Raw genomic sequence first — 25841 nt, forward strand, 5'->3', positions numbered from 1 at the left:
GTTGCAATAACTCAAAAGGACTACAATCTAAAAAATGAATTGATGAGTACATTAGTGTGATAAATCAAATTAAAGGAGCAACAAATGACGAAAGCCTATGCCGCACAATCAGAAACTTCTGAGTTAGCCCCTCACCCAATAGAACGTCGTGAATTGCGCAGCGACGATGTTGCTATAGATATCACTTACTGTGGCGTATGCCATACAGATATTCATTATGCAGAAAACGACTGGGGTGGAACCATTTATCCGGTCGTGCCGGGGCATGAGATTATCGGTAAAGTCACGGCTGTCGGCGACAAGGTTAAAGGGTTTAAAGTAGGCGACTCGGTTGGAGTTGGCTGTATGGTCGACTCCTGTCGCGAGTGCTCTTCATGTGAGCAGGGGCTGGAGCAGTACTGTCTGAATGGAATGGTTCCAACTTACAACGGTGAAGACTTGCACGATAAAAGTGTGACTTACGGCGGCTACTCAGAAAAGATAGTGGTCAGCGATCGTTTTGTGGTGCGAGTGCCGGAAAAACTCGACCCGGCAAAAGCGGCACCATTATTGTGTGCGGGCATTACAACTTACTCTCCGTTACGTCACTTTGGTGTGAAAGAAGGGCATAAAGTTGGGGTTATTGGTATGGGTGGCCTGGGTCACATGGGCGTTAAGTTCGCCAAAGCCATGGGTGCCGAAGTCACTATTTTTACTCGTTCGGAAAGTAAAGTTGCTGAAGCAAAACGACAAGGCGCAGATAATGTCATCATCTCAACCGACGATGAGCAAATGGAAGCGGCCGTTGAGACTTTTGATTTCTTGTTGGATACCGTACCGGTGCAACATGACTTAAACCCTTATATTAACTGCCTTAAAGTTGATGGGACTCATATTCTGGTCGGTTTACTGGAACCTGTTGACCCAGCGTTGCAAGCCGGAGCACTGGTAATGAAACGCCGTGTACTGGCAGGGTCTTTAATTGGCGGTATTCCTGAAACTCAGGAAATGCTGGACTTCTGTGCCGAGCACAATATTCACTGTGATGTGGAAATGCTTGATATCCAGAATATTAACGAAGCCTTTGTACGTATGAAAAAAGGTGATGTGAAATACCGTTTCGTTATTGATATGGACACATTAAAACAGTCTTAAATCGCAAATGAATTGACCGCGCTTTATTTGGCGTGGTCTAATTCATGCCGAGAAGAGGTGCGTACATCAGGGACTTTTGAACTTAGGCCGCCAAAGCCAGATTTAAGTTGAAAGAGAGGGGATGTCACGCCGAGGTAATATTGTCATTTTGGCGCAATGTTGCCGGTTGCAGGGTTTGAACACCCGCGACTGTCACCTTTAAGGTGGAGAGCTTCTGGTGTTTGCATCCCCCATTAGTGGCTAAATCCAGCTACTGATATTTTTTCTGCAAAGCCTAAGTTCTCCGAACACTTTTGTTGTCTTGTTCGGGAGAAATCTGTGACTTTTACCGTTGCAAAGTTCGGAGGTACAAGCGTCGCTGATTACGCTTCAATGCTCCGTTGTGCTGAAATTATTCAAAGTAATCCATCTATCCGTCTGGTGGTTGTCAGTGCCTGTGCGGGTGTGACTAACCGTTTAGTAGCGATAGCAGCCCAACAGGGAATGCAGGTAGAAAAGCTATTAAATGAGATCTACGAGATTCATTTCGCTATTCAGAAAAAGCTCAAAAATGCCAGCCAGGTGCAAAAATCATTAGAGCAACTGCACCATAAACTCGCGCTTCATTGCCAAAAAACCACAGAAGGCCGAGCTTCATGGCGAGATGAGTTGCTGAGCTTTGGTGAACGTTGCTCAAGCCTGTTATTTTCCTCATTACTTGTTGAGCAGGGACTGCGCTCCAGTACTCTCGATGCCCGGCAGCTACTTAAAACCAACAGTGATTTTGGCCGCGCTCAGCCAGATGAAGTGACTACAAAATCTCATTGTCTGGAGCAGAAACAAAAGCTTGAGTCCGGATGTGTGCGGGTAACTCAGGGATTTATTGGTTCTGATGAAAATAACCAGACAACGACTCTGGGCCGCGGTGGAAGTGACTACAGTGCGGCGCTTTTAGCGGCAGGCTTTAATGCAACGGATTTACAAATTTGGACCGATGTTGCGGGCATTTATACTACCGATCCCCGAATCTGCCCCAGTGCACGTGCTATAGCGGAAATGAGCTTTTCTGAAGCAGCGGAGCTGGCCACCTTTGGGGCAAAAATATTGCACCCATCAAGCCTGGCTCCGGCAATAAAAAACGACATTCGCGTATTTATCGGTAACAGTCAGGATGCGCTTTCTGGGGGGACCTATATTTCTGCCAGTCCGACAAGCCGGCCCGATGTTCGCGCTATTGCGCTGCGCCGTGACCAGACTTTAGTGACTGTTCATAGCCTGAATATGTTGCATGCAAGCGGCTTCCTCGCAAGGCTTTTTGAAATACTGGCTCGGTATAACGTGAGTGTTGATTTGGTTACCACCTCAGAAGTTAGCATTGCGTTAACTCTGGATGAAGGCGGCAGTGCAGCGAATGGGCAGGCTTTATTACCGGCAGCAGCCCTGGAAGAACTGGAGCAATTTTGTCGGGTTGAAGTGGAAACAGGTCTATCTCTTGTTGCTATTATTGGTAACGGCATTGGGCGAGATGCACACATTAGTCAGCTGACTTTTAACACCGTTAATGATTATGCAGTGAGGCTCATATGTCAGGGAGCCAGCGAACATAACTTATGCTTTCTTGTCGCAGACAATGAAGGCGAGAATGTAATCCGCACTTTGCACGACAGAATATTGCGTTAATAATGTGTAAATAATTGTCTATTTATTGTAAATATAAACTACAGTTAAAAAGATTCTGGCAACCAAATTCAGGTGATTATTATGAAACAACTGACATCGAAAACTCTGGCAATTACATCGGCTCTTTCCGTCGCTTCAGCAATGAGTATGGGGGCTGCTCAGGCAAATCCCTTTGAAGCCACCGAACTGTCGTCTGGCTACGAAATGTCTCAACCACAGGAAATGAAGTGTGGTGAAGGTAAATGTGGCGAAGAGAAGAAAGAAAAATCTGAAGAGATGAAAGATAAAAGAGATATGAAAGACAAAGCTAAGGAAGGCAAGTGTGGAGAAGGCAAATGCGGCGAAGGAAAGCGTGGTGACGAAATGAAACATGAAAAGTCTGAGAAAAAAGGTGAAAAGTCAGAAGAAGGTAAATGTGGCGCCTAATCGCTTAATGTTACTTTCGTTCTAAGGACGAAACTGACTATAATGCTCGCTTTCTATTTGAGCAGAATGAAGGCGAGCATTTTTAATGGATTTCTTACAATCGATCATCCTGGGCATTATCCAGGGAATAACCGAGTTTCTTCCAATATCCAGCTCTGCTCACTTAATTTTAATGCCTATACTTACCGGCTGGGACGATCAGGGTGTAGGCTTTGATCTTGCTGTTCATGTCGGTACTTTACTCGCCGTAATTCTGTATTTTCGCAAAGATGTCAGTGAACTCTTTATTGACGGACTTCGTTCTATTGCGGCACGCCAGCATGTTGGACAAAGCCGATTAGGTTGGGCTGTTGTTATCGGAACTATACCTGCCTGCATTGCCGGAATATTGTTACTGGATTACATAGATACTGCGCTAAGGGCCGTAGGAGTTATCATAACCACTACGGTTGTGTTTGCTGTACTTTTGGCTGCTGCAGATAGATTCGCCCGGGGCAGCAGAACTTTGCAGGATATTGGTTTCAAAGACGCGATTATTGTTGGTCTTGCTCAGGCTGTAGCGCTTATTCCGGGAACCTCTCGCTCTGGAGCAACCATAACCGCCGGGTTGTTTTTAGGGCTAAACCGGGAATCAGCTTCAAAGTTTTCATTTTTTATGGCCATTCCAATTACGGCGGCGGCGGCTTTGGTAAAGTTATTAACCATAGCTTCAGAGTCTATAGCCGTAGATTGGTTAGGTTTTTTAGTTGGCGGCATTGTGTCTTTTTTAACCGCCATTACGGCTATTCACTTTTTCCTTAAGTGGCTGAATGCCTTTGGTATGTGGCCTTATGTTATCTACCGGCTGGTGCTGGCGGTTGTGTTGTATTTTCTATTTTTCTGAGTCGATAATTTATGTACGAAAACCTCAAAAAGCAGTTATTTCGGCTTAAAAGCAACAAAACATTTGAAGCGTTAGTGGTCGCCGTAATCATTATATCGGCGTTGGAAATTGGAGCAAAAACCTACGAATTACCGGCTTTTGCTAATAGCCTGACGTACGGTTTAGATCTCTTTATCACGCTGTTCTTCTTAATTGAGATTAGCATTCGCTTCATCGCTGAAGACAATAAGAAAGCGTTTTTCAAAGACGGTTGGAATGTGTTTGATACTCTGGTTGTAATCATGAGTCTCATACCTATAAATGATTCTGAACTGGCTCTGCTGGCGCGATTGGTTCGGATATTCCGGGTACTGAGAATGATATCAATTATTCCGGAGCTGCGAACCTTAATAAACTCCTTGCTCAAAGCGCTTCCGCAGATGGGATATGTCGTCCTGCTGATGTTTATTATCTTTTATATCTATGCGGCTGTTGGCAGTTACTTATTCGCCGATATCAATCCGTTCTTATGGGACAACATCGCCACTTCAATGCTCACGCTGTTCAGGGTGATGACTTTTGAGGACTGGACAGACATTCAGTACGAAACCATGGAAGTGTACGGCTGGAGCTGGATTTACTATATGACCTTTATTTTCCTGACCGCTTTTGCGTTCTTGAATATGGTTATTGGTATTGTGATTAACGTCATGGATAAAGAGAGCCGGAAAATTGAACTTACTGAGGACGGCTTGGGTGAGGGCTTCGTGGACAAAGAACCTACTATAAGCGATCTGCAACAGGAAATTCGCGAATTAAAACAACTGATCGTGGCTCAGCAAGATGTCGAAAGAAAGTAAAAGCCTATACAGCGCAAAACTTCTTATTAACGATATTCCTGTTACGGTTAAAAGTAAGCGCATAAAAAATATGTATTTAAGGGTGCGTGCGCCTTCAGGCGATGTTGAAGTCTCAGCTCCTAAGCAGTGCTCGCTAAATGAAATTGAACGCTGGCTGTTTGAACGTCACGATTGGCTGATAAAGCAACGTGAAAGAGTTGCTATGCAGCCAAGTCCACCAGAACTTCAGTTTGTATCAGGAGAGGAACACAAGCTTTGGGGTAAAAGTCACACACTGGATGTTGCAGTTAAAAAGCGCGGAGCCTCAGTGAAATGTGAGGGTGAGCAGTTACAACTGGTTTCTCTGCCACATTACAATGCTGATAAACGTAAAAAGATTATGGATCGCTGGTATCGTGACCAACTTAGCCAGGAAATTGAAGCCTTACTCAATATTTGGCAACCGCGGATGGGAGCATACAGTAACAGCTTCGGCATCAGAGCAATGAAAACCCGCTGGGGTAGCTGTAATATACGAAGCAAAAAAATATGGCTCAACCTGGAACTGGTTAAAAAGCCGGTGGAATGTCTGGAGTACGTGCTAGTTCACGAGCTAACACACCTCTTTGAGCGTTATCATAACGCACGCTTTTACGCTTTAATGGATGAGTTTCTTCCGGACTGGCGCGAACGAAAGAAGCTGACCAACCAGTTTATCTAAGCTCTTCACCTAGCTGATTCTGCGCAATTAGTCTGAATACATACGCCACTTTAAATAGACCGGCTAAGATCACTTGTGATAAATGCAAAAAAACAAGCAGCATCAAAGGTAAGTTCTCTTCCTGAAACCAGGCCAGATAAAAAACAACGATTGAAAGCAATAAAAACACCCCCATAGAGGCATTAGAGGTTTGTAGAAGTTTACGTGGTTTCATCAGAAGCACTCCTAATGCATTTCAATACATGCATATTAAATGCATCTTTAATTTAAATCAAGAAAAGGTTGGAAAGTGAACAAAATATTGATGAACCATTGCAGGCGTCCTATCCGTACTTTGAAGCGAAGAGTGTGTCGATCTTATTGAGCGTGGTGCAGAAGCTCTAATTGAACAAACAGGAGATTAGCGGTGCAATATTTACATACGATGGTGCGTGTACATGATTTAGAACAGTCTTTAAATTTCTACTGTGATTTACTCGGTTTGCAGGAAGTCAGCCGCAAGGAGGTAGAAAAAGGGCGTTTCACCCTGGTTTTTTTAGCAGCGCCGGCTGACATTGAAAGAGCGAAGAAAGATCAGGCTCCCATGCTGGAGCTTACCTACAACTGGGATCCACAAACTTACCGCGGCGGCCGTAATTTTGGCCATTTAGCTTTTCGGGTTGAGAATATATACGAGCTTTGCCAAAAGCTGATGGATAACGGTGTCATTATCAACCGGCCGCCGCGAGACGGCCATATGGCCTTTGTGCGTTCACCGGACAATATCTCAATTGAGCTACTACAGAAGGGTGACAACTTACCGCCGGAAGAGCCGTGGACCTCTATGGAAAACATTGGCGAATGGTAATTAAAGGGCAGATCCTCTATAATCTGCGCCACAAAACTATGTAAGTAAATGAAGCAATTTTTACTTTGGTCCAATAAATAGGAATGACTATGTCGACTGATAAAGCAAAGATTATTTATACTGAAACGGACGAGGCGCCACGTCTTGCAACCTATTCGTTTCTGCCTTTTATTGAAGCATTTACTAAAGCTGCAGGTGTTTCAGTTGAGACTCGTGATATTTCTTTGGCTGGTCGTATTATTTCGCAGTTTCCGGAGTACCTGACCGAAGAACAACGTCAGTCAGATGCTTTAGCTGAACTGGGCGAAATGGCGAAAACCGCAGAAGCCAATATTATTAAGCTGCCAAACATCAGCGCGTCTATTCCGCAAATGACAGCCTGTATTAAAGAACTGCAAAAACAGGGCTATAAACTGCCGGATTACCCGTTTGACCCGCAAACCGATGAAGAGAAAGACGTTCGTTCACGTTACGACAAAGTGAAAGGCAGTGCGGTTAACCCGGTATTACGTGAAGGTAACTCTGATCGTCGCGCACCAAGCGCTGTAAAAAATTACGCGAAGAAGCACCCGCACCGTATGGGTGAGTGGTCTAAGGACTCCAAATCACACGTTGCTCACATGAATGAAGGTGATTTCTACGGTAGCGAAAAGTCTGTGACGTCTGCCAGCGAAGATACCTTCAAGATTGTTTTTGAAAGTAATGGTGAGCAAAAAGTACTGAAAGAATCTGTACCAGTATTGGCTGGTGAAGTAGTTGACGCGGCTACTATGAGCAAAAAGCAACTGCAGGCGTTCTTTGAAAAAGAAACGGTAGCGGCAAAAGAGCAGGGCGTATTGCTGTCACTGCACTTAAAAGCCACCATGATGAAAGTCTCTGACCCAATCATGTTTGGTCATGCGGTACGTGTTTTTTATAAAGATGTTTTAGAAAAACACGCCGATTTAATGAAAGAGATTGAGTTTGACCCAAGCAACGGTATTGGTGACCTTTATGGCAAGCTGGACAAACTGACAGCAGAGCAGCGCGACGCTATTGAAGCAGACATGAACGCGGTTTACGCGAAGCAGCCTGAACTGGCTATGGTCAACTCGCATAAAGGCATCACTAACCTGCATGTTCCAAGCGACATTATTATCGACGCCTCTATGCCGGCGATGATCCGTGACTCTGGTAAAATGTGGGATACCAACGATAGCCAGCAAGACGCAAAAGCAATGATCCCAGATCGTAGCTACGCGGGCGTTTATCAGCAAACCATCGACTTCTGTCGTGAAAACGGTGCTTTTGATCCGGCAACTATGGGTACAGTGCCTAACGTTGGTTTAATGGCGCAAAAAGCAGAAGAGTATGGTTCGCACGATAAGACCTTTGAAATTCCCGCCAACGGCGTGGTGAAAGTTTTCAATAAAGCCGGTGATGTCGTTTTCGAACATAACGTGGAAGAAGGCGATATCTGGCGCATGTGTCAGGTGAAAGACGCACCGATTCGCGACTGGGTTAAGCTGGCGGTTAATCGTTCACGCTTAAGCGGTATGCCGGCGGTATTCTGGTTAGACAGCAACCGTGCTCACGATGCTCAGTTGATTAAGAAAGTGGAAGAGTACTTAAAAGAGCACGACACTGATGGTCTGGACATTCAGATCATGGCGCCGGTTGAAGCGACTCGCCACACGCTACAGCGTGTGAAAGAAGGCAAAGACACCATTTCTGTTACCGGTAACGTATTGCGTGACTACCTGACTGACCTGTTCCCAATTCTGGAACTGGGCACCTCAGCGAAAATGCTGTCAATTGTTCCGTTAATGAACGGCGGTGGTTTGTTTGAAACCGGTGCCGGCGGTTCAGCGCCTAAACACGTACAGCAGCTTGTTGAAGAGAACCACTTACGCTGGGACTCTTTAGGTGAGTTTTTGGCGTTAGCCGCGTCTCTCGAGCACTTAAGCCGTACCTTTGATAATAAACGTGCTTTAGTGTTGGCCGACAGCTTAGATGTTGCAACAGCTAAGTTCCTGGAAGAAAACAAATCACCATCGCGTAAAGTGGGTGAAATTGATAACCGTGGTTCACACTTCTACCTGGCTATGTACTGGGCAGAAGCACTGGCTAACCAGAGCGATGACGCTGAGCTGAAAGAACGTTTTAGTAAGTTGTTTGAAAAACTGTCTGGTAACGAGCAGGCGATTATCAATGAACTTAACGAAATTCAGGGCGTTAAAGTGGATATTGGCGGTTACTATCAGCCAAATACCGATAAGGTGTCAGCAGCAATGCGCCCTTGTTCTGTATTAAACGAAACGCTTGCCAGCTTATAATTTACATAGTGTAAACTAAGCTGTAAGTTTAAAAAGCAGGCTGCGGCCTGCTTTTTTTATTAGGGCGTGTTGACGTTTGCTGATTAGATTTTGTTCGTCTGGCGGAGCTTTGATCGCGAAACGAGGAGTGCGGTTTAGTTATTCTAAATAAGCGACGAGTGACAAAGAGCGAAGCTCCGCCAGACGAACCCTTCGGGCAGCGTGTGGCTGGCATTTCAACTGCGTTATCGCTTGTTCATGTAGAATAACTACACATCACACGCTCTGCCTTGTATAAATACCAGCCACTCAGCTGCAAAAACAATCAGCAAACGTCAACACGCCCTAGCAAATTGTACCCAACCTATTTGGAGTCAAGATTTTGGCCAGTAGCAATTACCTTATTAATTTGTACGAACGCTGCTTAAAAATGCCTTTTGGGCGTAAGATTTTCTCCGCAATGTTTGCCCGGAAAGCGCCTTACTTTAAAACAATTAAGCCGCTTATTACTGAGTTAAAGCCTAATTTCTGTCAACTGACGTTTAAGAAGCGAAAGGCGGTACAGAACCACATTGGCACTGTGCACGCTATTGCTGTGTGCAACGGTATGGAAATGGCGATGGGAGCTGTAGCAGAAGCATCCATTCCTAAACATCTGCGTTGGCTACCGAAAGGCATGAACGTGCAGTATCTGGCGAAAACTGACAGCGATGTGACCATAGAAGCATCCAGCTCAGAGTCTACCTGGCAACCGGGCGATCAGCCTATATCCGTAGAAGCAAAGCGGAGCGACGGCACCGTTGTAGCCGCCGGGCACATTACTATTTATGTTTCAGAAAAGCCTAATCGATAAGATGAAAGGACTGTTGTCTGCCGTTTAAGTAGCTAACCCCGTCACCATCAAAAAATGCATCCTCTTCCAGCATGATGGTGATGGTTTTATCCTCGAATGTGGTTTTGTTATTAAGCTCTATAGAATAGGCCGTATTAGAAAATAACGGGTATTCTCCTCCACCTGGTATCGCGTGCTGTTTGTCCCACATACCAATAGTGGGCCCTGATCCATGGCCGTAATAACCAATAGGGTGAGTATAAATCATGGGCTTCAGACCTTCGCTTCTGGCTTCTTCTAATGCCGCAAGCAAAATATCATTGCCTGAACGTGCCTCTTCAAACTGTTTGGTCAAAATATCCTGTAGCTGATTAGCATTGGCTAGTGCTTGTTTTAGAGCTTCAGGAGCGTCTGACTCACCTTCTTTTAAAACATAGGCATGTTGCTGAGTATCGGTATTTAAACGTAAATACGTAATGCCAAAGTCCACGTGCAGTAAATCGCCGGGCTGTATGGTAACGCCGGTTGAGCGTGGGTGTCCTGGTTGAGGGTCATCGAGACGCTGTACACTTACGGAAGGATGGAACCAAACGGGCAGGTTCTCCTTTGCCGCACGTTCACGGAACCACCATTGAAGGTCTTCTGTGGTGGTTTCACCAACCGAGATCACTTTGTTTGAAAACCCCTCTGCGATAATTTGGTGCGCAAGCTTAACAGCATTACGATAATAGGGCAGTTCGGCTTCTGTCCGTTTTTCAAGCCAGGAGATGGCGAGCGGTTCAGCACTGACAATTTTATTTTTTAAATTGTCGGGTAAAGCGGCCATGAAAAGCTCTTTATCCGTTGCGGTAATCCCGTCGGTCTGAGCAAAGTCTTGCGACTGATTAATCGCAATAGAACCAGGGTTACGCTCTGTAATGACTTCCGTCAGACGTTGCCACTGATTAGGCTGTTGCTCTGGGTTCCAGGCGCTTTTAAACACCTCACCGACGTTATATCGGGCAATTGCTAAGGTTTCCAGGTTCTCACCATTGCCCGGGTTGTGTATAACTAAGATGGTTCTTCGTCTTGCAGATAACCAGTTGCTGGGCAGAAAGGTTTTCAGAATTGGATCTTCGTTGTACTCGCGACTTATTAATACCCACATATCAATATCAGCTTGTTGCATCAGATCCGGAAGCAGTTGCCGCACACGTTGCTGCAGAAGGTTATCAACAGCCTCTGCACGTTGTTTAAGGGGCAGGGGACTTATATTCTCTGCAAGTAAGTTAACAGAAAAAACAGTACAGCAAGCTAGGTTGGCCAGGAGAATCATTTGTTTTAGCATAAACGCTACCAATATTAAAAAAGGGACCCGAAGGTCCCTTTCTAGCAGCTTTTCACAAAGAAGTGAATTATGGTTTGCCGACTGGCTCGTTAGCGTCGATGACGGCACTCGGGTGCTCGTCTTCACCATCGTCCGGCGCCAATTTCTCCCATTTACGCGTAAACAGAGCCAGCACGAAAACGACCGCACCAACGCTGACACCAAACAAGAAAATAGTCCAGTAAAGCTCAGGCATTGCCTGTGGATCATTCGGATCAAGACCACCTGCTATTCGGCCGGCAACAACGTTACCGATTGAGTAGGTCAATACGAAGATACCCATCATTTGGCCTGCCATGCGTTTTGGCGACAATTTACTGACCGCACTTAGTGCTACCGGGCTTAAGCAAAGCTCACCTACAGTGTGGATAAAATAAACTGCGACTAACCAGTATGGAGCCACTTTCATGCCACTTGCCGCTGCTTGCGAGGCAAAGAACATAACAATGAAGCCAGTTGCCATAATGATTAGGCCAATCGCACTTTTAAAGCCATAAGATGGATTAATCATGCGTTTGCTGAGGTTAATCCAAAGTGCTGCGAAGAAGGGTGACAAGGCAACTAAAAAGAAAGAGTTTAGCGATTGAAACCAGGTAGTTGGAATTTCAAAATCGCCAACCATACGGTCAGTTAGGTCGCGCGCAAACAAGTTGAATGAAGAGCCTGCTTGTTCGAATCCAGCCCAGAACATGGTTGAGGCAACACAGACTAAGAATAACGCTCCCAGCCGTTTCATTTCATCGCGGGTTAACTTACCGAAAAGGAAAACCGATAGGTAAAACAAGAAAAAGATGACGGTGAAGATAATGGAAACGCTTTCAGCGGCAGCGACCGGGTTAATGCTGACATAGCCATTGAGTGCCAGAAATGTGTAAACAGCCAAACTAGCAAGTAAAAACCAAATGATTCCCCAACTGCGCTTTGCCGCTTTTGGCCCTAAAGGCTTGGGCGGTTTTTCACCAACGCCCTTCAATTTAGGTAAAGTCAGCCTGTACTGAATAAGGCCGAATGCCATACCAACAGCTGCCGCGCCGAAGCCCCAGTGGTAACCTGCATTTTCCATCAGGTAACCGGTAACGATGTAACCGATAATAGAACCGATGTTGATACCCATATAATAGAGGGTATAACCTCCGTCGCGACGGTCATCGTCAGAGCTATATAGTTGACCAACCATGGCGGTGATGTTGGGCTTCAATAAGCCGGTACCCAGTACCACCAAAATCATACCAATGAAGAAACCTGCTTTACTTGGTATGGCTAAGACAATGTGTCCCAGCATAATAATGATGCCGCCGTACCAGGTGGCGCGCTGTCCGCCTAATAATCGGTCAGCTATCCAACCACCGGGCAAGCCCATAAAGTAAACGGCACCGGTGTATAAGCCGTAGATGGCTGTTGCCGAGGCTACGGTGAATGCTATGCCGCCTTCTTGTAAGCTTGCGGTCATAAAAAGAACCAGCAATGCGCGCATACCGTAGTAACTCATGCGCTCCCACATTTCGGTAAAAAACAGGGTTTGTAAGCCCCCTGGTTGTCCGAAAAAACTTGCGTCTTTGTCGACTATTTTTGTTGGATCCATTGTTATTATCCGTTTAGTTATTGAAACTTTGGTCCTGTTCGACTTTGGTCTAAGTCAAAAAAAGTGGCGTTACTTTACTAGCGACCGCCGTGAAATAAAACCGAAAACGATGAAATACTCAATTTTTGGGGTGTTTATCCTCTGATATGTCCTTGCGAAATGCCACTGGCCTATGGCTTTAGGCATGCTAATTCACTCGAACATGTTGCTCCCACAAGCCTTAATAAGGCGTTGGGGCTATATTGAAAGGTATTCGTGATAAAAACAATACATTTTGGATTGTCGACAATCTTTCTATCGCGACCTTGCAAACATCGGTTTTTTCATGGAAAATAGCTAAATCAATAATTACTGTCGACAATTAATGCAAATAGTCAGCCCTTTAGAACGTTCCGCCATTACTTCATCAGACCGCGTTTTGTTTGAAATACAGCGCGCTATTGTCGAAGGAGATATTGCGGCGGGTTGCAAAATTAGCGAACCGGAGCTTGCCCGACGTTTCAATGTCAGCCGTGCGCCATTGCGAGAAGCTTTGGCCAGACTTGAGCGTTGCCATCTTATTGAACGAATTCCCAACGCTGGTGCCAGAGTGGTTACCTTGTCTCTGGAAGGATTAATTTCCTTATATCAAATTCGGGAAGAGCTTGAAGGCCTGGCTTGCCGTTTAGCGGCAGAGCAAATGCCCGACAATGAAATTGACGAGTTGAGGCTGCTTTTAGATAAACACCTGGAAACTCAGCGGGTTCGTGAAGGTGAAAGTTACTATCAGGAAGCCGGTGATTTAGATTTTCACTATCGCATTATACTCGGCAGTAAAAATCAGTATTTAATTAATATGCTTTGCGACGAACTCTACTATCTTGTCCGTATGTATCGAGTACAGATGGGTATGAATGGTCCGAGAGTCTCGCGCGCCTTCGATGAACATAAAGCCATTATTAACGCTATTGCTAATCGCGATGGTGAATTGGCCGATCTGCTAATGCGCCGCCATATTGGCGCGTCTCGTAAAAATATTGAATTACGGTTACAAACAGAAAAGGAAACATCATGACTCATATGACAAGCCCGGGTGCTAAGTTGCGCCAAGCTATTGCCGACGAAAATCCTTTACAGATTGTTGGCACCATTAACGCCTATACAGCAATGATGGCAGAAAAGGTTGGGCACAAAGCGCTATACCTGTCTGGCGCTGGTGTGGCAAATGCGTCTTTCGGTTTGCCTGACTTAGGCATGACGTCGTTGAATGATGTTTGTGAAGACATCCGTCGTATTACTGCAGCAACCGACTTACCGCTATTAGTAGATGCTGACACTGGCTGGGGCGGGGCATTTAATATTTCCCGTACGGTTAAAGAAATGACGCGTGCCGGTGCTGCTGGTATGCACATTGAAGATCAGGTGGCTCAAAAACGTTGCGGACATCGTCCAAACAAAGAAATTGTGACTCAGGAAGAAATGGTTGATCGCGTTAAAGCGGCGGTTGATGCGCGTATTGATGACCAATTCCTGATTATGGCGCGTACCGACGCATTGCAACAGCAGGGGCTGGAAGCCGCTATTGAACGTGCACAGGCTTGTGTGGATGCCGGTGCTGACGCCATTTTTGCAGAAGCGGTTCATACGCTGGACCAGTATAAAGCCTTCACCGAAGCCTTGAATGTGCCGGTTCTGGCCAATATCACTGAATTTGGCGCTACGCCATTGTTTAATAAACAGGAATTAGCTGACGTTGGGGTGGAAATTGTTCTTTACCCTTTAAGTGCATTCCGGGCAATGAACAAAGCCGCACTTAACGTCTACAATAGTATTTTAGAGAACGGTGATCAGAAAGCCGTTGTCGATGACATGCAGACTCGTGCCGAGCTGTACGACTTTTTGAACTATCACGATTTTGAAGAAAAGTTAGACCAATTATTTAAAAAGTAGCCTGACATTTATGTCAGGTGAGATATCGTTCCTGACGTAAACGTCAGGCTACGAACGATGACAGAGATCAAATACAAGAAATCAAGAAGGGAACAACATTATGGCAGAGAAGAAACTAAGTGGCGCAGGTTTGCGCGGACAGTCAGCCGGCGAAACGGCATTATGTACTGTTGGTAAAAGTGGCTCAGGTTTAACCTACCGTGGCTATGACATTTCTGAACTGGCAGAAAAAGTCAGTTTTGAAGAAGTGGCTTACCTTTTAGCGAAAGGTGAGTTGCCGAATAAGCAACAGCTAACAGACTACAAAAAGCGCTTGAAGTCACTACGTACCTTACCTCAGGAAGTCAAAGACGTACTTGAGCGTATTCCAAAGTCAGCGCATCCAATGGACGTTATGCGTACCGGTTGTTCAATGCTGGGTAATCTGGAAACGGAAGAAAGCTTTGATGAGGCAGATGATCACATCGAACGTCTGTTGGCGACTTTCCCGGGTATCGTACTGTACTGGTATCGCTATACTCACGACGGCGTTCGTATTGATACCGACTCTGAAGAAGAGTCTATTGGTGCACACTTCCTGCGCTTGTTACATGACAAAGCGCCTTCAGAACTGCACGCAGCAGTAATGAATACTTCATTAATTCTGTATGCTGAGCATGAGTTCAACGCATCAACCTTTACCGCTCGTGTTTGTGCTTCAACCTTGTCAGACATTCACTCCTGTGTAACCGGCGCCATTGGTTCTTTACGCGGCCCACTTCATGGTGGTGCAAACGAAGCGGCAATGGAGCTTATTGAAGGCATGAAAGATGTTGATGACGCTGAACAGAAGCTGAAAGGCATGCTGGAACGCAAAGAGAAAATCATGGGCTTTGGTCATGCTATTTACCGTGATTTTGATCCGCGTAACGACGTGATTAAAGCCTGGTCTAAGAAATTGTCGGAAGAAGTGGGCGATAGCCGCTTGTACGACGTGTCTGTGCGTTGTGAAAAAGTCATGTGGGACGAGAAGAAACTGTTCCCGAATGCGGATTTCTTCCATGCATCGGCTTATCACTACATGGGTATTCCAACCAAATTGTTTACGCCAATCTTTGTTATGTCGCGTGTTACCGGCTGGACAGCTCATGTGAAAGAGCAGCGTGCAAACAACCGTATTATCCGCCCAAGTGCCGATTATACAGGCCCTGAGCCGCGTAAAGTTCCGGCTTTAGAAGAGCGTTAATCTGTTCTTCGACTGATAAATAGTACAGGAGCAGTCATCTACTGCTCCTTTTTTCGTTTAACCATGACGATAAGTGGTAACTCATGACTTCATACCGTAAAAAACTCGCTGGTACTACGCTCGAGTACTTTGATACTCAAGCTGCTGTAGATGCGATTGAACCGGGTGCCTATGCGCGCCTGCCTTATACTTCCCGTGTATTAGCTGAAAACTTAGTCCGTCGCTGCCCGCCGGATATTCTGACGCAATCGTTAGAACAGTTGATTTACCGCAAAAAAGAACACGATTTCCCATGGTTTCCGGCACGCGTTGTCTGTCATGATATTTTAGGTCAGACAGCCTTAGTGGATTTAGCCGGATTGCGTGACGCCATTGCTGAAAAAGGTGGGGACCCCGCCAAAGTGAATCCTGTGGTGCCAACCCAGTTGATTGTTGATCATTCACTGGCCGTTGAGCATGCAGGTTTTGATAAAGACGCTTTTGAAAAAAACCGGGCTATTGAAGACCGTCGTAACGATGACCGTTTTCACTTTATTAACTGGACTAAAACGGCGTTTAAAAACGTTGATGTGATTCCTCCCGGCAACGGCATTATGCACCAGATCAATCTGGAGAAAATGTCTCCGGTAGTTCAGGTACGCGACAATGTCGCTTTTGTGGATACCTGTGTGGGTACTGACAGTCATACGCCAATGGTTGATGCCTTAGGTGTTATCTCTGTGGGCGTTGGTGGTCTGGAAGCGGAAAGCGTTATGCTGGGACGTGCATCTTACATGCGCTTACCTGACATTATTGGCGTTGAGTTGAGCGGTAAGCTGCAACCGGGTATTACCAGTACGGATTTAGTACTAGAAATGACCGAGTTCTTGCGTAAAGAGCGTGTGGTCGGTGCCTACCTGGAGTTTTACGGCGAAGGCGCAGAAGCCTTAACTGTGGGTGATCGTGCCACCATTTCTAATATGACACCGGAATACGGCGCGACTGCGGCCATGTTCTATATTGATGATCAAACTATTGATTATCTGAAACTGACCGGTCGTGATGATGATCAGGTTGAATTGGTTGAGCATTTTGCCAAAGAAACCGGGTTGTGGGCTGACAGCCTCAAGTCAGCAGAATATGGTCGGGTGCTTAAGTTCGATTTATCGAAAGTTAAACGTAATTTGGCCGGACCTTCTAACCCGCACTCGCTGTTACCGGCATCGGAGTTATCTGAACGTGGCGTAGCTAAGCACATTGAGAACCCGGAAGAAGGCAAAATGCCTGACGGTGCTGTTATTATTGCAGCTATTACCAGTTGCACCAATACCAGCAACCCACGCAATATGATTGCGGCGGGCCTCATTGCCCGCAACGCGAACAAACTGGGGTTAACCCGTAAACCATGGGTAAAATCATCGCTGGCTCCGGGGTCAAAAACGGTCAAAATGTATCTGGAAGAAGCTGAATTGTTGCCTGAACTGGAAGATTTAGGTTTTGGCGTGGTGGCGTTTGCCTGTACCACCTGTAACGGCATGAGTGGTTCTTTAGACCCGAAAATACAGCAAGAGATCATTGACAATGACTTGTTCTCCACAGCGGTGTTATCTGGTAACCGTAACTTTGATGGCCGCATTCACCCCTATGCTAAGCAGGCGTTTTTGGCCTCGCCACCATTGGTCGTAGCCTACGCCATAGCGGGTACCATTCGCTTTGATATTGAGAAAGACGTATTGGGAATAGACCCTGACGGTAACCCGGTAACGCTGAAAGACATTTGGCCAAGCGATGAAGAAATTGATGCCATTGTTAAACAGAGTGTTAAGCCTGAGCAATTCCGTAAAGTGTATGACCCAATGTTTGACCTGTCGGTTGATTACGGCGAGAAAAACAATCCGCTGTATGACTGGCGTCCACAAACTACCTATATTCGTCGTCCGCCATATTGGGAAGGCGCATTAGCTGCAGAACGCACCATGGAGGGTATGCGTCCGTTAGCCGTGCTGGGTGACAACATCACCACCGACCACTTGTCACCGTCAAACGCCATTATGGCTGACAGTGCGGCGGGTGAATATCTGGCGAAAATGGGCGTTCCGGAAGAGGACTTTAACTCTTACGCAACGCACCGTGGCGATCATTTAACAGCGCAACGTGCGACCTTTGCTAACCCGAAACTGTTTAATGAAATGGTGAAGGACGAAGACGGCAAAGTGATTCAGGGGTCGTTGGCACGCATTGAACCTGAAGGTAAAACTGTGCGCATGTGGGAAGCCATTGAGCACTATATGGAAAACAAGCAACCGCTAATTATTGTGGCTGGTGCTGACTATGGTCAGGGCTCGTCTCGCGACTGGGCGGCAAAAGGTGTGCGCTTAGCGGGTGTTGAAGTCATTGTTGCCGAAGGCTTTGAGCGCATACACCGTACCAACCTCATTGGTATGGGCGTATTGCCGCTGCAGTTTGAAGAGGGCACAACCCGTAAAACACTGAATATTGACGGTACTGAAACCTTTGATGTGAAAGGTACGCCGGAAGCTGGTGCAAGACTGACTTTAGTGATTCACCGTGCCAATGGTGATAGTGAAGAAGTACCGGTACAGTGTCGTTTAGACACTAAAGAAGAAGTTTCAATTTATGAAGCCGGCGGTGTACTGCAACGTTTTGCGCAGGACTTTTTAGAAGCAGAAGCAAGCTAAGGAGTTCTAAAATGATACATAAACCACAAATTAAAATTCCCGCCACCTATATGCGTGGCGGGACATCGAAAGGGGTCTTCTTTCGCCTGCAGGACTTACCTGAACCGGCGCAGCAGCCGGGCGCTGTGCGTGACGCTATATTGATGCGCGTAATTGGCAGCCCGGATCCTTATGCAAAGCACACGGACGGTATGGGAGGTGCTACCTCCAGCACCAGTAAAACCGTAATTGTCTCTAAAAGCGAGCAACCAGGCCATGACGTAGACTACTTGTTCGGTCAAGTGTCTATTGATAAGCCTTTTGTCGACTGGAGCGGGAACTGTGGGAACTTATCCTCGGCGGTAGGGCCTTTTGCTATTGCTAATGGTTTAGTTGACGCAGAGCGTATACCTGAAAATGGTGTGTGCGAAGTCCGCATCTGGCAGGCCAATATTGGCAAAACCATTGTCAATAAAGTGCCTATGGTTAATGGTGAAGTGCAGGAAACCGGTGATTTTATTCTGGATGGCGTCACTTTCCCGGCGGCTGAAGTTCCGGTGGAGTTTATGGATCCATCAGCGGATGGTGAGTCGATGTTTCCCACGGGAAATTTGATTGACGATCTGGAAGTTCCGGGCATTGGCACATTAAAAGCCACGATGATTAATGCGGGCATCCCGACCATTTTTCTTAATGCGGAAGAAATTGGATACGACGGCACTGAGTTGCAGGAAGTCATTAACGGCAATCCGGAAGCACTGGAGCGCTTTGAAACCATACGTGCCTATGGCGCGGTGAAGATGGGCTTGATTGATGATATTGCTGAAGCGGTTAACCGTCAGCACACCCCAAAAGTGGCTTTTGTGGCAACGCCAAAAGACTACACAGCATCCAGTGGTAAAGCCATTAAGGCCAACGATATTGACTTACTGGTAAGAGCGATGTCTATGGGGAAATTGCATCACGCCATGATGGGCACTGCTGCTGTTGCTATCGGCACTGCTGCAGCCATCCCCGGTACCACAGTTAATCTGGCTGCGGACGGTAAAGACCGTACCATGGTGAATTTCGGCCATCCTTCAGGTACCTTGCAAGTAGGTGCTGAATGCAAACAAGTAAATGGTCAATGGACTGCCATTAAAGCCATTATGAGTCGCAGTGCCCGAGTGTTAATGGAGGGGCAGGTGCGTATTCCGGGAGACGTTCTTTAAGTGGAAAAAGCCACGCAAGTCAAGTTACTCAAAGCTGCCATGATTACCGGCATTACCCTGATTTTATTAGGTCATGTTGTGCTGGCTGTGACTATTGGCAACGATGCTATTGATTTTCGTGGTTATATTTTGGGGGCAGCGATGAATGCCGTTGGCGTTATTCTTTCGCTGCCCACCAAAATTTATCTGACTCTGGTGCTAATGGAAAAGGAAGAAAAAAATAATAAAAATACGCACTGGAGCGATATTAATTAGCTTTAACTTTGTCGACCTTAGTCTGTGTATCCCCATGGAGTCGCAGGTGTTTCAACTGGCTCTGTTAAGTCAAAATCCACCCGAAACTCTCGCCCCTCTCTAACCAAACGATAAGTAAAGGTTTCGTCGTGAATGTACATTTCCCAGGTGTTGGTATTTGATTGCGGGACGCCAAGTTCAATAAATAACTCTTTAGAATAGGCATCAACAGGAAAGGATTGTGCGGTTGCATAACCTTTGTCGGTTGTGTGTCCGCCATACATAGTTAAAGGATCATAGTTGCCGTCAGGTTTACGATGGTCGTGTTTTAGGCTAATACCTGAACCTGTTTGCGTTAGTATCCAGGTGCGTGAGTGGTTGTCTCCAACATGAAAAGGGATTTCGATTCGTTGCTCACCACACTTACGCACGTGCATCACCAATTCACCTTCAAACCCTTCTGACTTTGGCGTGTCGACCGTTACTTCGCCTGCATAAGAATTACCGCAAAGCTCGTTTATAGCCGCAAAAAATTCAGCCTGAGCCTGAGTTGAAACTCTGGGGGCGGGTTTAATCACTTGCTCCTGGGCGATCGAGATATGAGATAATGCTGTTCCTAAAAGTAAAGTAAGAATGGAAAGCCTGATTTTCATTGTGGTTACCTTTTTGCTTTTTATAAGACCAATTTTGATGCGATTTTTCCTGAAGCTAAGGGAACAAGGGTGATATTAATTGGTGCCAGAGTCCAGACTTTTTACTTAACTTCACACGCAATCAGTGCCCAACGGTAGATCAAGGCAGCCAAATCTCACCAAGTGGGGTATCTGGCTCAAAGTGATGGGCTATCTGAGCCTGCAAAAGTTCTGCGCATGCCAGTGCGTCAGTTAAAGCATTATGCGGGGGATAAAAGGGCAGGTTATAGCGGGTACGGCTGTCTGCCAGACGAATAGACTCTTGTTTTTTGCCAAACAGTTTTTGCCAGAAGGATAACGGTTTACGGTGGAATCGAGCTTCAATTTCCATGGTATCAATAAGCGGAAACTGGATATTTTCATGCAGGCGTTCTTTAATCCCCCGTTGCAGGAAAGGGCGCTCAATGCCGTGGTAATGAACAACCCAGACTTTTCCGGCGACAAGCTCCAGTAGCTCATCAATAATACTTTCTAAATCGGGGGCGTGTTCAATTTCGCTATGAGTAATACCATGTATAACGACGGATTCATCCGTAAGACTGCGTCGTGGTTTAACTACCCAACTTTTTGCCTCTGAAAATAAAATTCGCTCTGTGGTCATAGGTATTGCGGCGATGCTGACTATGCCATGCTGTTCAGGATCCATACCTGTCGTTTCAAAGTCGACGGCAACCATAGGCGTTTTATTAATGGGCGTATCCGGCGAACTGATGCCCTGACTGTAATACCGTTTAAGCGCCTGAGAGTGGCAGAGCTGCTCTAAGGTCTCAAATTGTTTAGGCCAGTCAATGTTCTTAGATTTTCTGGGCTTTTGTTTTTGTTTGTTTTCCGGGGCGAGATAAAGCATTGCCTAGCCTCCCGAGTAACGGTAACGCAAATATTTTTGTGCGTTACTTAGAATTTGAAAGGCGTCTTTTAAGTTTTTACGCTCAAAATGAGATAAGTCTTCCGGAGCAACGTTATTGTCAGGCACTTCACCAGCTGAAATAGCCAACGCCTGGTGTCGAATTCGCACCATAGAAATCAGTTCCAGAGCATCACGTAAATCTGGTCCGCGACCTTGCGGCAAAATTTGTGAATCAATAATGTCTTCAAGACGAGTAAAGGAATTGCGCTGTGATGAACCAATGGCCAGAGCATGAACACGGATCAAATCAGCAACCGGGCCGGTGCCGCGACGCTTGGTATTGATGCTGTCACGGTGTTTGCCATCTTTTTCCATGACAAAGTCTTTAAAAAAGCCCAGAGGCGGAGTTCGGTTTAATGCGTTACGTGCCATAGAGCCTAAAAACCGTTTATTGCCTTTGGCTTTTTTTCGTATCAGTGAATTGAGTTCATCGGCGAATTTTTGTTGTCCCCAGACACCGTCCAAATCGAAAAATATGGAAGAGTGCAGCAGCTTTTCCGGTGACGGGTTTTCAATCCAGTCGGTAAAGTAATTTTTCCACACTTTTAACGGTTGTCGCCAGGCATCGGTGGTGGCCATGATGCCACCAGTACAATAGGTATAGCCGCAGGCATTTAAACCGTCGGCCACAAAGCCTGCTAATTCTTTAAAGTAGGCATCGTGCTGTTTGGGATCAAAGTCGTCGTGTAAAACCATAGCGTTGTCCTGATCCGTGACAATACTTTGCTCGTCACGTGCCATTGAGCCCAATGCCAGAAAACAGTAGGGCACCGGCGGCGGTCCGAATTTCTCCTCGCCAAGCTCTAAAAGCCGCTGTTTGAATGAACGACCAATGGTGGCCATTGCCGAACCTATCATTCGCGAGTTCGCATCTTCGTTAACCATGCGCACAAAACTGGCGCGGACACTTTCTGCAAGTTCGGTTAGCTCTTCAATAGAGTTTTGCTTAAAAATACCACTGACAATAAACAGAGTACTTTTTGACTCATGCTGTGCCACATCCGATAAAGCGATGACGCCTACAACCTGACCTTTCTTCAACACCGGCAAATGGTGAAGGTTGGTTCGCATCATTATCAATAAGGCTTCGAATACGCGGTTATTATGCTGAACAAATGTTAGGTTCTCGGTCATTATAGAAGAAACGGGGTGGGTACTGGAGCGGTTTACGGCCAGAACACGCTTGCGTAGGTCTTTGTCCGTTATAATACCCACAGGAAGATGCTGTGTTTCATCGATAATAAGTAATGACGATACTTTTTCATCTGTCATTTTAGCGGCTGCATCATGAATACTGGCGTTCAAATCAATAGAAACCGGCTCGCGGGTAATGATTGTATCAACGGTCGCTGAAAGCGATTCATTACGGTTTTCCTGCTCTTTTACCGCCTGATTTACGCGCCGATGTCCTTCAACTTCCACTGCGTCGGCAAAGCTGTCGTATTCATCGAACAAGCGATTAAACAAACTGCCGGGAATAAAGTAGATAAGCGTATCTTCTAATGCTTTGACAGGATATCGAACACGACCTTTACGCAGTAAACCCGCTTCACCAAAAAAACCACCTTCGCTCAAACGATTAAACAGGTCACCGTTACGATTGTAGGTTTCTACTGAACCGTTCCTAATGACGTGTAAATCGGAAATCGATTCATTATATTCAAGTACTTGTGAACCTGCTTTGAAGTAGCTGATAGCAGTGTTTTTGGCAAGCTCAACGAGCTCTTCTTCAGGTAACTCGTTGAAGGGAGGGAAACGACGTAAAAAATTCAGAATTTCCAGATGTTCGGCTTCCATAATTGTACCTGTTATAGCAAAAGCGGCGCTAAAGCGCCGCTTTTAAATGGGTAAAGAACTTACGCGAATCGCTACTTCGCAGATTTACCAACTCTTGGTTCGGATCGCAATCCCTGAACGACTGCAAAACAGGCTGCCAATAAAACAATGGTAAACGGTAAGCCTAACGATAAGGACATTGCCTGCAGGGCAACGAGGCCACCGCCAAGTATCAGCGCAATTGCAACCAGTCCTTCAAACGTACACCAGAATATACGCTGAGGTACCGGTGCTTCAACTTTACCGCCAGCGCTTATGGTATCGATAACCAGTGAGCCTGAATCAGACGAGGTAATGAAAAATACCATCACCAGAATAATACCCACAAACGAGGTTACTTCTGTCCAGGGCAAGCCTTCCAGCATAATAAACAGTTTGAGTGAAAGTTTTTCACTGGCTATTTGCTCGGCCCCCGCAACGAATTGCTCTATTGCTGCGGTACCAAATACTGTCATCCAGAATACGCAGGCCAGAGAAGGTATTAATAGTACCGAAATTAAGAATTCACGTACGGTACGACCTCTTGAAACGCGGGCAATAAACATGCCGACAAAAGGTGACCATGCAATCCACCATGCCCAGTAAAACGATGTCCAGCCTTGAGAGTAACCCAGGTCTTCTCTTCCAACCGGATTAGACAGGGCAGGAAGGTTAACAATGTAATTGTAAAGGTTTTCCGCGAAACCGGTGAAAATAGCCACGGTTGGGCCGACAATAATGACAAACAGCATAAGAATAGCCGCCAGTGACATATTCACTTGCGATAGTCGCTGTACACCTTTTTCCAGCCCTGCAAGAACTGAAATTAATGCGATAGCGGTTATCCCCATAACCAGCAGCACATCGGTGGTCTCACCTTCAGCCCAGCCGAATAGAAAGTTGAGTCCTGCTGCCGCCTGAGAAGCACCCAGTCCAAGTGATGTTGCCAGACCGAATAAGGTTGCCAGTATTGCAATAATATCAATTATATGACCTGGCCAGCCCCATACGCGCTCGCCCAGAATTGGGTAAAAAATGGAGCGTATAGTTAAAGGTAAGCCTTTGTTAAAAGAAAATAAGGCTAAACCTAAGGCAAGAACGGCGTAAATAGCCCAGGGGTGCAGAGCCCAGTGGAAAATGGTTGCAGCCATGCCTAATTTTATTGCCGCAGCTTGGTCACCGCCAGCCCCGCCAAGAGGTGCCGAGTCGGTACGAATGCCATCTGCGTTTAACTCAGTTCCACCAAATGCAGCACTAAAATGGGTGATCGGCTCAGAGACACCATAAAACATGAGTCCAATACCCATGCCTGCGGCAAACAGCATTGAAAACCAGCCCAGGTAAGAGAAGTCGGGGGTTGCTTCAGTACCGCCTAAACGCACGTTACCTAGTGGTGAAACAATTAAAAATAGACACAGAAGCACAAAAATATTTGCTGCCCCAATAAAGAACCAGTCTAAATTAGCCGTTAACCAATTTTTTGTACTTGTGAATACCGGTTCCGCCTGATTCTGGAACATTAAAGTAATCACCACAAAGGCGACAATCGCAAGTCCGGAGATAGCGAATACGCGGTTATGGAAATCCAGACCAAAAGGTCCTACTTTCATAACAACGTTATCTTGTCCTACTTGATAATCTGTATCTATTGGATTGACTTCACCGTCAGGAATCATTGGGTCGTCAGCTTTGCGCTCGCGCTCGAGATCTTTGTCTCCGCGGAGCACTTCCTCTTCTTTTTTATTCATTTGCTCTCCCCTGTATAAAAATAGGTATTTTTACGCTTTGATTTTAAGCGTTTATTCTAAATTTACTAATAGAGTATAGAGAGCTACGAAGGTTTCTTAAAGTTAGATCGGCTTTTTGCCGAAAAAATAATGAATTAGAGAAGTTTAAAATGTTGGATTGATGTGCTGGCATGTCTCTATAGAAGTTGACACGCCAGCGTTTAAGCATTCAGTCTAAGAGTTAGAAACTGTACCGAACAGTTGCGGCGACAGTATCGACGTCTTGATCGATTTCATCTAAATCGTAGAGTTTATAACCAACACCAAGAGAGAGGTTACTGGTTAAGTGAAAGAAAGCTGAAGCGTCATAACGAATACCATTTTCGTCATCAATGTCCAGATAGTCAGCTTTCACCGACAGCTCAAAAAAGTCGGTGATCATTGAACGAATGCCAACGCCGGCTCCGTATCCTGATTCATCGAAAGATTCTGAGCCAAGGGCGTCTACTGAACCAACAAGTTCAAGCTTTTCGTATGTAACTGTGGCGAAGACGTCGGTCGACTCTGTGATACCGTGATTAAAGCCGATACCTGCATTAAGTGAATCTAAATCAACATCACCGAGATCCGATTCATCACCAACGGAGTCGAAATTGGCCAATACAAAAATTGAGTCACTTAATGAAAGCGAGCCGGCTACGGCGTAACCATCCATTGTAATGTCTTCGTCGATAGGCGTTTCAATATCGGTTTCTATGTAGGAGGCCTGAATTTTATCCCAGTTAGGAGAGTCGGCAAACGCGCTAGTTGAAGTTCCAATCAATGCAATTGCAATTAATGTTTTCTTCATAATGCTTCCTTAGTTGAGAGTAGTTATTCAAA

General features: G+C 45.9%; 23 protein-coding genes and 1 riboswitch. Of the genes, 15 read left to right on the top strand and 8 right to left on the bottom strand.

Annotated features, from left to right (window positions below):
• Positions 1-84: 84 nt before the first annotated feature.
• The 6 genes from ACN0RF_RS02175 to ACN0RF_RS02200 all read left to right on the top strand — a co-directional run bounded on the left by ACN0RF_RS02175 (position 85) and on the right by ACN0RF_RS02200 (position 5641).
• Positions 85-1134, top strand: a complete 1050-nt coding sequence (locus ACN0RF_RS02175) for an NAD(P)-dependent alcohol dehydrogenase (RefSeq protein WP_417437912.1) — start codon at positions 85-87, stop codon at positions 1132-1134.
• Positions 1135-1178: 44 nt separating this feature from the next.
• Positions 1179-1356: riboswitch (Lysine riboswitch) on the top strand.
• Positions 1357-1452: 96 nt separating this feature from the next.
• On the top strand, positions 1453-2793 hold the full coding sequence (gene lysC / locus ACN0RF_RS02180) for a lysine-sensitive aspartokinase 3 (RefSeq protein ID WP_417437913.1): 1341 nt from the start codon (positions 1453-1455) through the stop codon (positions 2791-2793).
• An 81-nt stretch (positions 2794-2874) separates the two neighbouring features.
• Positions 2875-3219 (top strand): hypothetical protein, encoded by a 345-nt coding sequence (locus ACN0RF_RS02185; protein WP_011234684.1) that lies wholly within the window; start codon positions 2875-2877, stop codon positions 3217-3219.
• 85 nt (positions 3220-3304) lie between these two features.
• Positions 3305-4102, top strand: a complete 798-nt coding sequence (locus ACN0RF_RS02190; RefSeq protein ID WP_417437914.1) for an undecaprenyl-diphosphate phosphatase — start codon at positions 3305-3307, stop codon at positions 4100-4102.
• 11 nt (positions 4103-4113) lie between these two features.
• On the top strand, positions 4114-4941 hold the full coding sequence (locus tag ACN0RF_RS02195) for an ion transporter (protein ID WP_110013234.1): 828 nt from the start codon (positions 4114-4116) through the stop codon (positions 4939-4941).
• Positions 4925-5641, top strand: a complete 717-nt coding sequence (locus tag ACN0RF_RS02200) for a M48 family metallopeptidase (protein WP_417437915.1) — start codon at positions 4925-4927, stop codon at positions 5639-5641. Before ACN0RF_RS02195 ends, ACN0RF_RS02200 begins: the two co-directional genes overlap by 17 nt.
• On the opposite strand, the gene ACN0RF_RS02205 is transcribed toward ACN0RF_RS02200, so the two are convergent.
• Positions 5634-5855 (bottom strand): hypothetical protein, encoded by a 222-nt coding sequence (locus ACN0RF_RS02205; protein WP_153849176.1) that lies wholly within the window; start codon positions 5853-5855, stop codon positions 5634-5636. The genes ACN0RF_RS02200 and ACN0RF_RS02205 overlap by 8 nt on opposite strands.
• A gap of 192 nt (positions 5856-6047) precedes the next feature.
• Here ACN0RF_RS02205 and ACN0RF_RS02210 point away from each other — a divergent pair, with 192 nt between their 5' ends.
• The 3 genes from ACN0RF_RS02210 (at position 6048) to ACN0RF_RS02220 (ending at position 9635) form a co-directional block, all read left to right on the top strand.
• On the top strand, positions 6048-6488 hold the full coding sequence (locus ACN0RF_RS02210; RefSeq protein ID WP_417437916.1) for a VOC family protein: 441 nt from the start codon (positions 6048-6050) through the stop codon (positions 6486-6488).
• Positions 6489-6577: 89 nt separating this feature from the next.
• Positions 6578-8803, top strand: a complete 2226-nt coding sequence (locus tag ACN0RF_RS02215) for an NADP-dependent isocitrate dehydrogenase (protein WP_417437917.1) — start codon at positions 6578-6580, stop codon at positions 8801-8803.
• Positions 8804-9212: 409 nt separating this feature from the next.
• On the top strand, positions 9213-9635 hold the full coding sequence (locus tag ACN0RF_RS02220; protein WP_417438319.1) for a hotdog fold domain-containing protein: 423 nt from the start codon (positions 9213-9215) through the stop codon (positions 9633-9635).
• On the opposite strand, the gene ACN0RF_RS02225 is transcribed toward ACN0RF_RS02220, so the two are convergent.
• Both ACN0RF_RS02225 and ACN0RF_RS02230 read right to left on the bottom strand, forming a co-directional pair.
• The gene (locus ACN0RF_RS02225) at positions 9625-10941 is read right to left on the bottom strand and encodes a M24 family metallopeptidase (RefSeq protein ID WP_417437918.1); all 1317 of its coding nucleotides are present in this window, start codon (positions 10939-10941) and stop codon (positions 9625-9627) included. The two genes, ACN0RF_RS02220 and ACN0RF_RS02225, sit on opposite strands and share 11 nt — an antisense overlap.
• Positions 10942-11008: 67 nt before the next feature.
• The gene (locus ACN0RF_RS02230; protein WP_417437919.1) at positions 11009-12562 is read right to left on the bottom strand and encodes a peptide MFS transporter; all 1554 of its coding nucleotides are present in this window, start codon (positions 12560-12562) and stop codon (positions 11009-11011) included.
• Positions 12563-12926: 364 nt separating this feature from the next.
• On the opposite strand from ACN0RF_RS02230, the gene ACN0RF_RS02235 reads away from it, so the two are divergent.
• The 6 genes from ACN0RF_RS02235 to ACN0RF_RS02260 all read left to right on the top strand — a co-directional run bounded on the left by ACN0RF_RS02235 (position 12927) and on the right by ACN0RF_RS02260 (position 19839).
• Positions 12927-13616, top strand: a complete 690-nt coding sequence (locus tag ACN0RF_RS02235; protein WP_417437920.1) for a GntR family transcriptional regulator — start codon at positions 12927-12929, stop codon at positions 13614-13616.
• Positions 13613-14491 carry a methylisocitrate lyase gene (gene prpB, locus ACN0RF_RS02240; RefSeq protein WP_253620033.1) on the top strand — a complete coding sequence of 293 codons (879 nt, stop codon included), beginning with the start codon at positions 13613-13615 and terminating at the stop codon, positions 14489-14491. The genes ACN0RF_RS02235 and prpB overlap by 4 nt, the downstream gene beginning before the upstream one ends.
• A 100-nt stretch (positions 14492-14591) precedes the next feature.
• On the top strand, positions 14592-15716 hold the full coding sequence (prpC, locus tag ACN0RF_RS02245; protein ID WP_417437921.1) for a bifunctional 2-methylcitrate synthase/citrate synthase: 1125 nt from the start codon (positions 14592-14594) through the stop codon (positions 15714-15716).
• A gap of 83 nt (positions 15717-15799) precedes the next feature.
• On the top strand, positions 15800-18394 hold the full coding sequence (acnD, locus tag ACN0RF_RS02250; protein WP_417437922.1) for a Fe/S-dependent 2-methylisocitrate dehydratase AcnD: 2595 nt from the start codon (positions 15800-15802) through the stop codon (positions 18392-18394).
• Positions 18395-18405: 11 nt separating this feature from the next.
• Positions 18406-19584 (top strand): 2-methylaconitate cis-trans isomerase PrpF, encoded by a 1179-nt coding sequence (prpF, locus tag ACN0RF_RS02255; protein ID WP_417437923.1) that lies wholly within the window; start codon positions 18406-18408, stop codon positions 19582-19584.
• Positions 19585-19839, top strand: a complete 255-nt coding sequence (locus tag ACN0RF_RS02260) for a hypothetical protein (protein ID WP_417437924.1) — start codon at positions 19585-19587, stop codon at positions 19837-19839.
• A gap of 17 nt (positions 19840-19856) precedes the next feature.
• Here the strand turns inward: ACN0RF_RS02260 and ACN0RF_RS02265 are convergent, their stop codons facing one another.
• The 5 genes from ACN0RF_RS02265 to ACN0RF_RS02285 all read right to left on the bottom strand — a co-directional run bounded on the left by ACN0RF_RS02265 (position 19857) and on the right by ACN0RF_RS02285 (position 25809).
• Positions 19857-20471 carry a hypothetical protein gene (locus tag ACN0RF_RS02265; RefSeq protein WP_417437925.1) on the bottom strand — a complete coding sequence of 205 codons (615 nt, stop codon included), beginning with the start codon at positions 20469-20471 and terminating at the stop codon, positions 19857-19859.
• A 139-nt stretch (positions 20472-20610) separates the two neighbouring features.
• Positions 20611-21357 (bottom strand): 3'-5' exonuclease, encoded by a 747-nt coding sequence (locus ACN0RF_RS02270; RefSeq protein ID WP_417437926.1) that lies wholly within the window; start codon positions 21355-21357, stop codon positions 20611-20613.
• Positions 21358-21360: 3 nt separating this feature from the next.
• On the bottom strand, positions 21361-23214 hold the full coding sequence (locus tag ACN0RF_RS02275) for a DUF294 nucleotidyltransferase-like domain-containing protein (RefSeq protein ID WP_417437927.1): 1854 nt from the start codon (positions 23212-23214) through the stop codon (positions 21361-21363).
• 71 nt (positions 23215-23285) lie between these two features.
• Positions 23286-24908, bottom strand: coding sequence for a BCCT family transporter (locus tag ACN0RF_RS02280; RefSeq protein ID WP_417438320.1), 1623 nt, complete (start codon positions 24906-24908; stop codon positions 23286-23288).
• Positions 24909-25200: 292 nt separating this feature from the next.
• The gene (locus ACN0RF_RS02285; protein WP_011234663.1) at positions 25201-25809 is read right to left on the bottom strand and encodes an outer membrane protein; all 609 of its coding nucleotides are present in this window, start codon (positions 25807-25809) and stop codon (positions 25201-25203) included.
• Between the last annotated feature and the right edge of the window lie 32 nt (positions 25810-25841).

The sequence above is a fragment of the Idiomarina sp. genome, assembly GCF_048260185.1.
Lineage (GTDB): Bacteria > Pseudomonadota > Gammaproteobacteria > Enterobacterales > Alteromonadaceae > Idiomarina.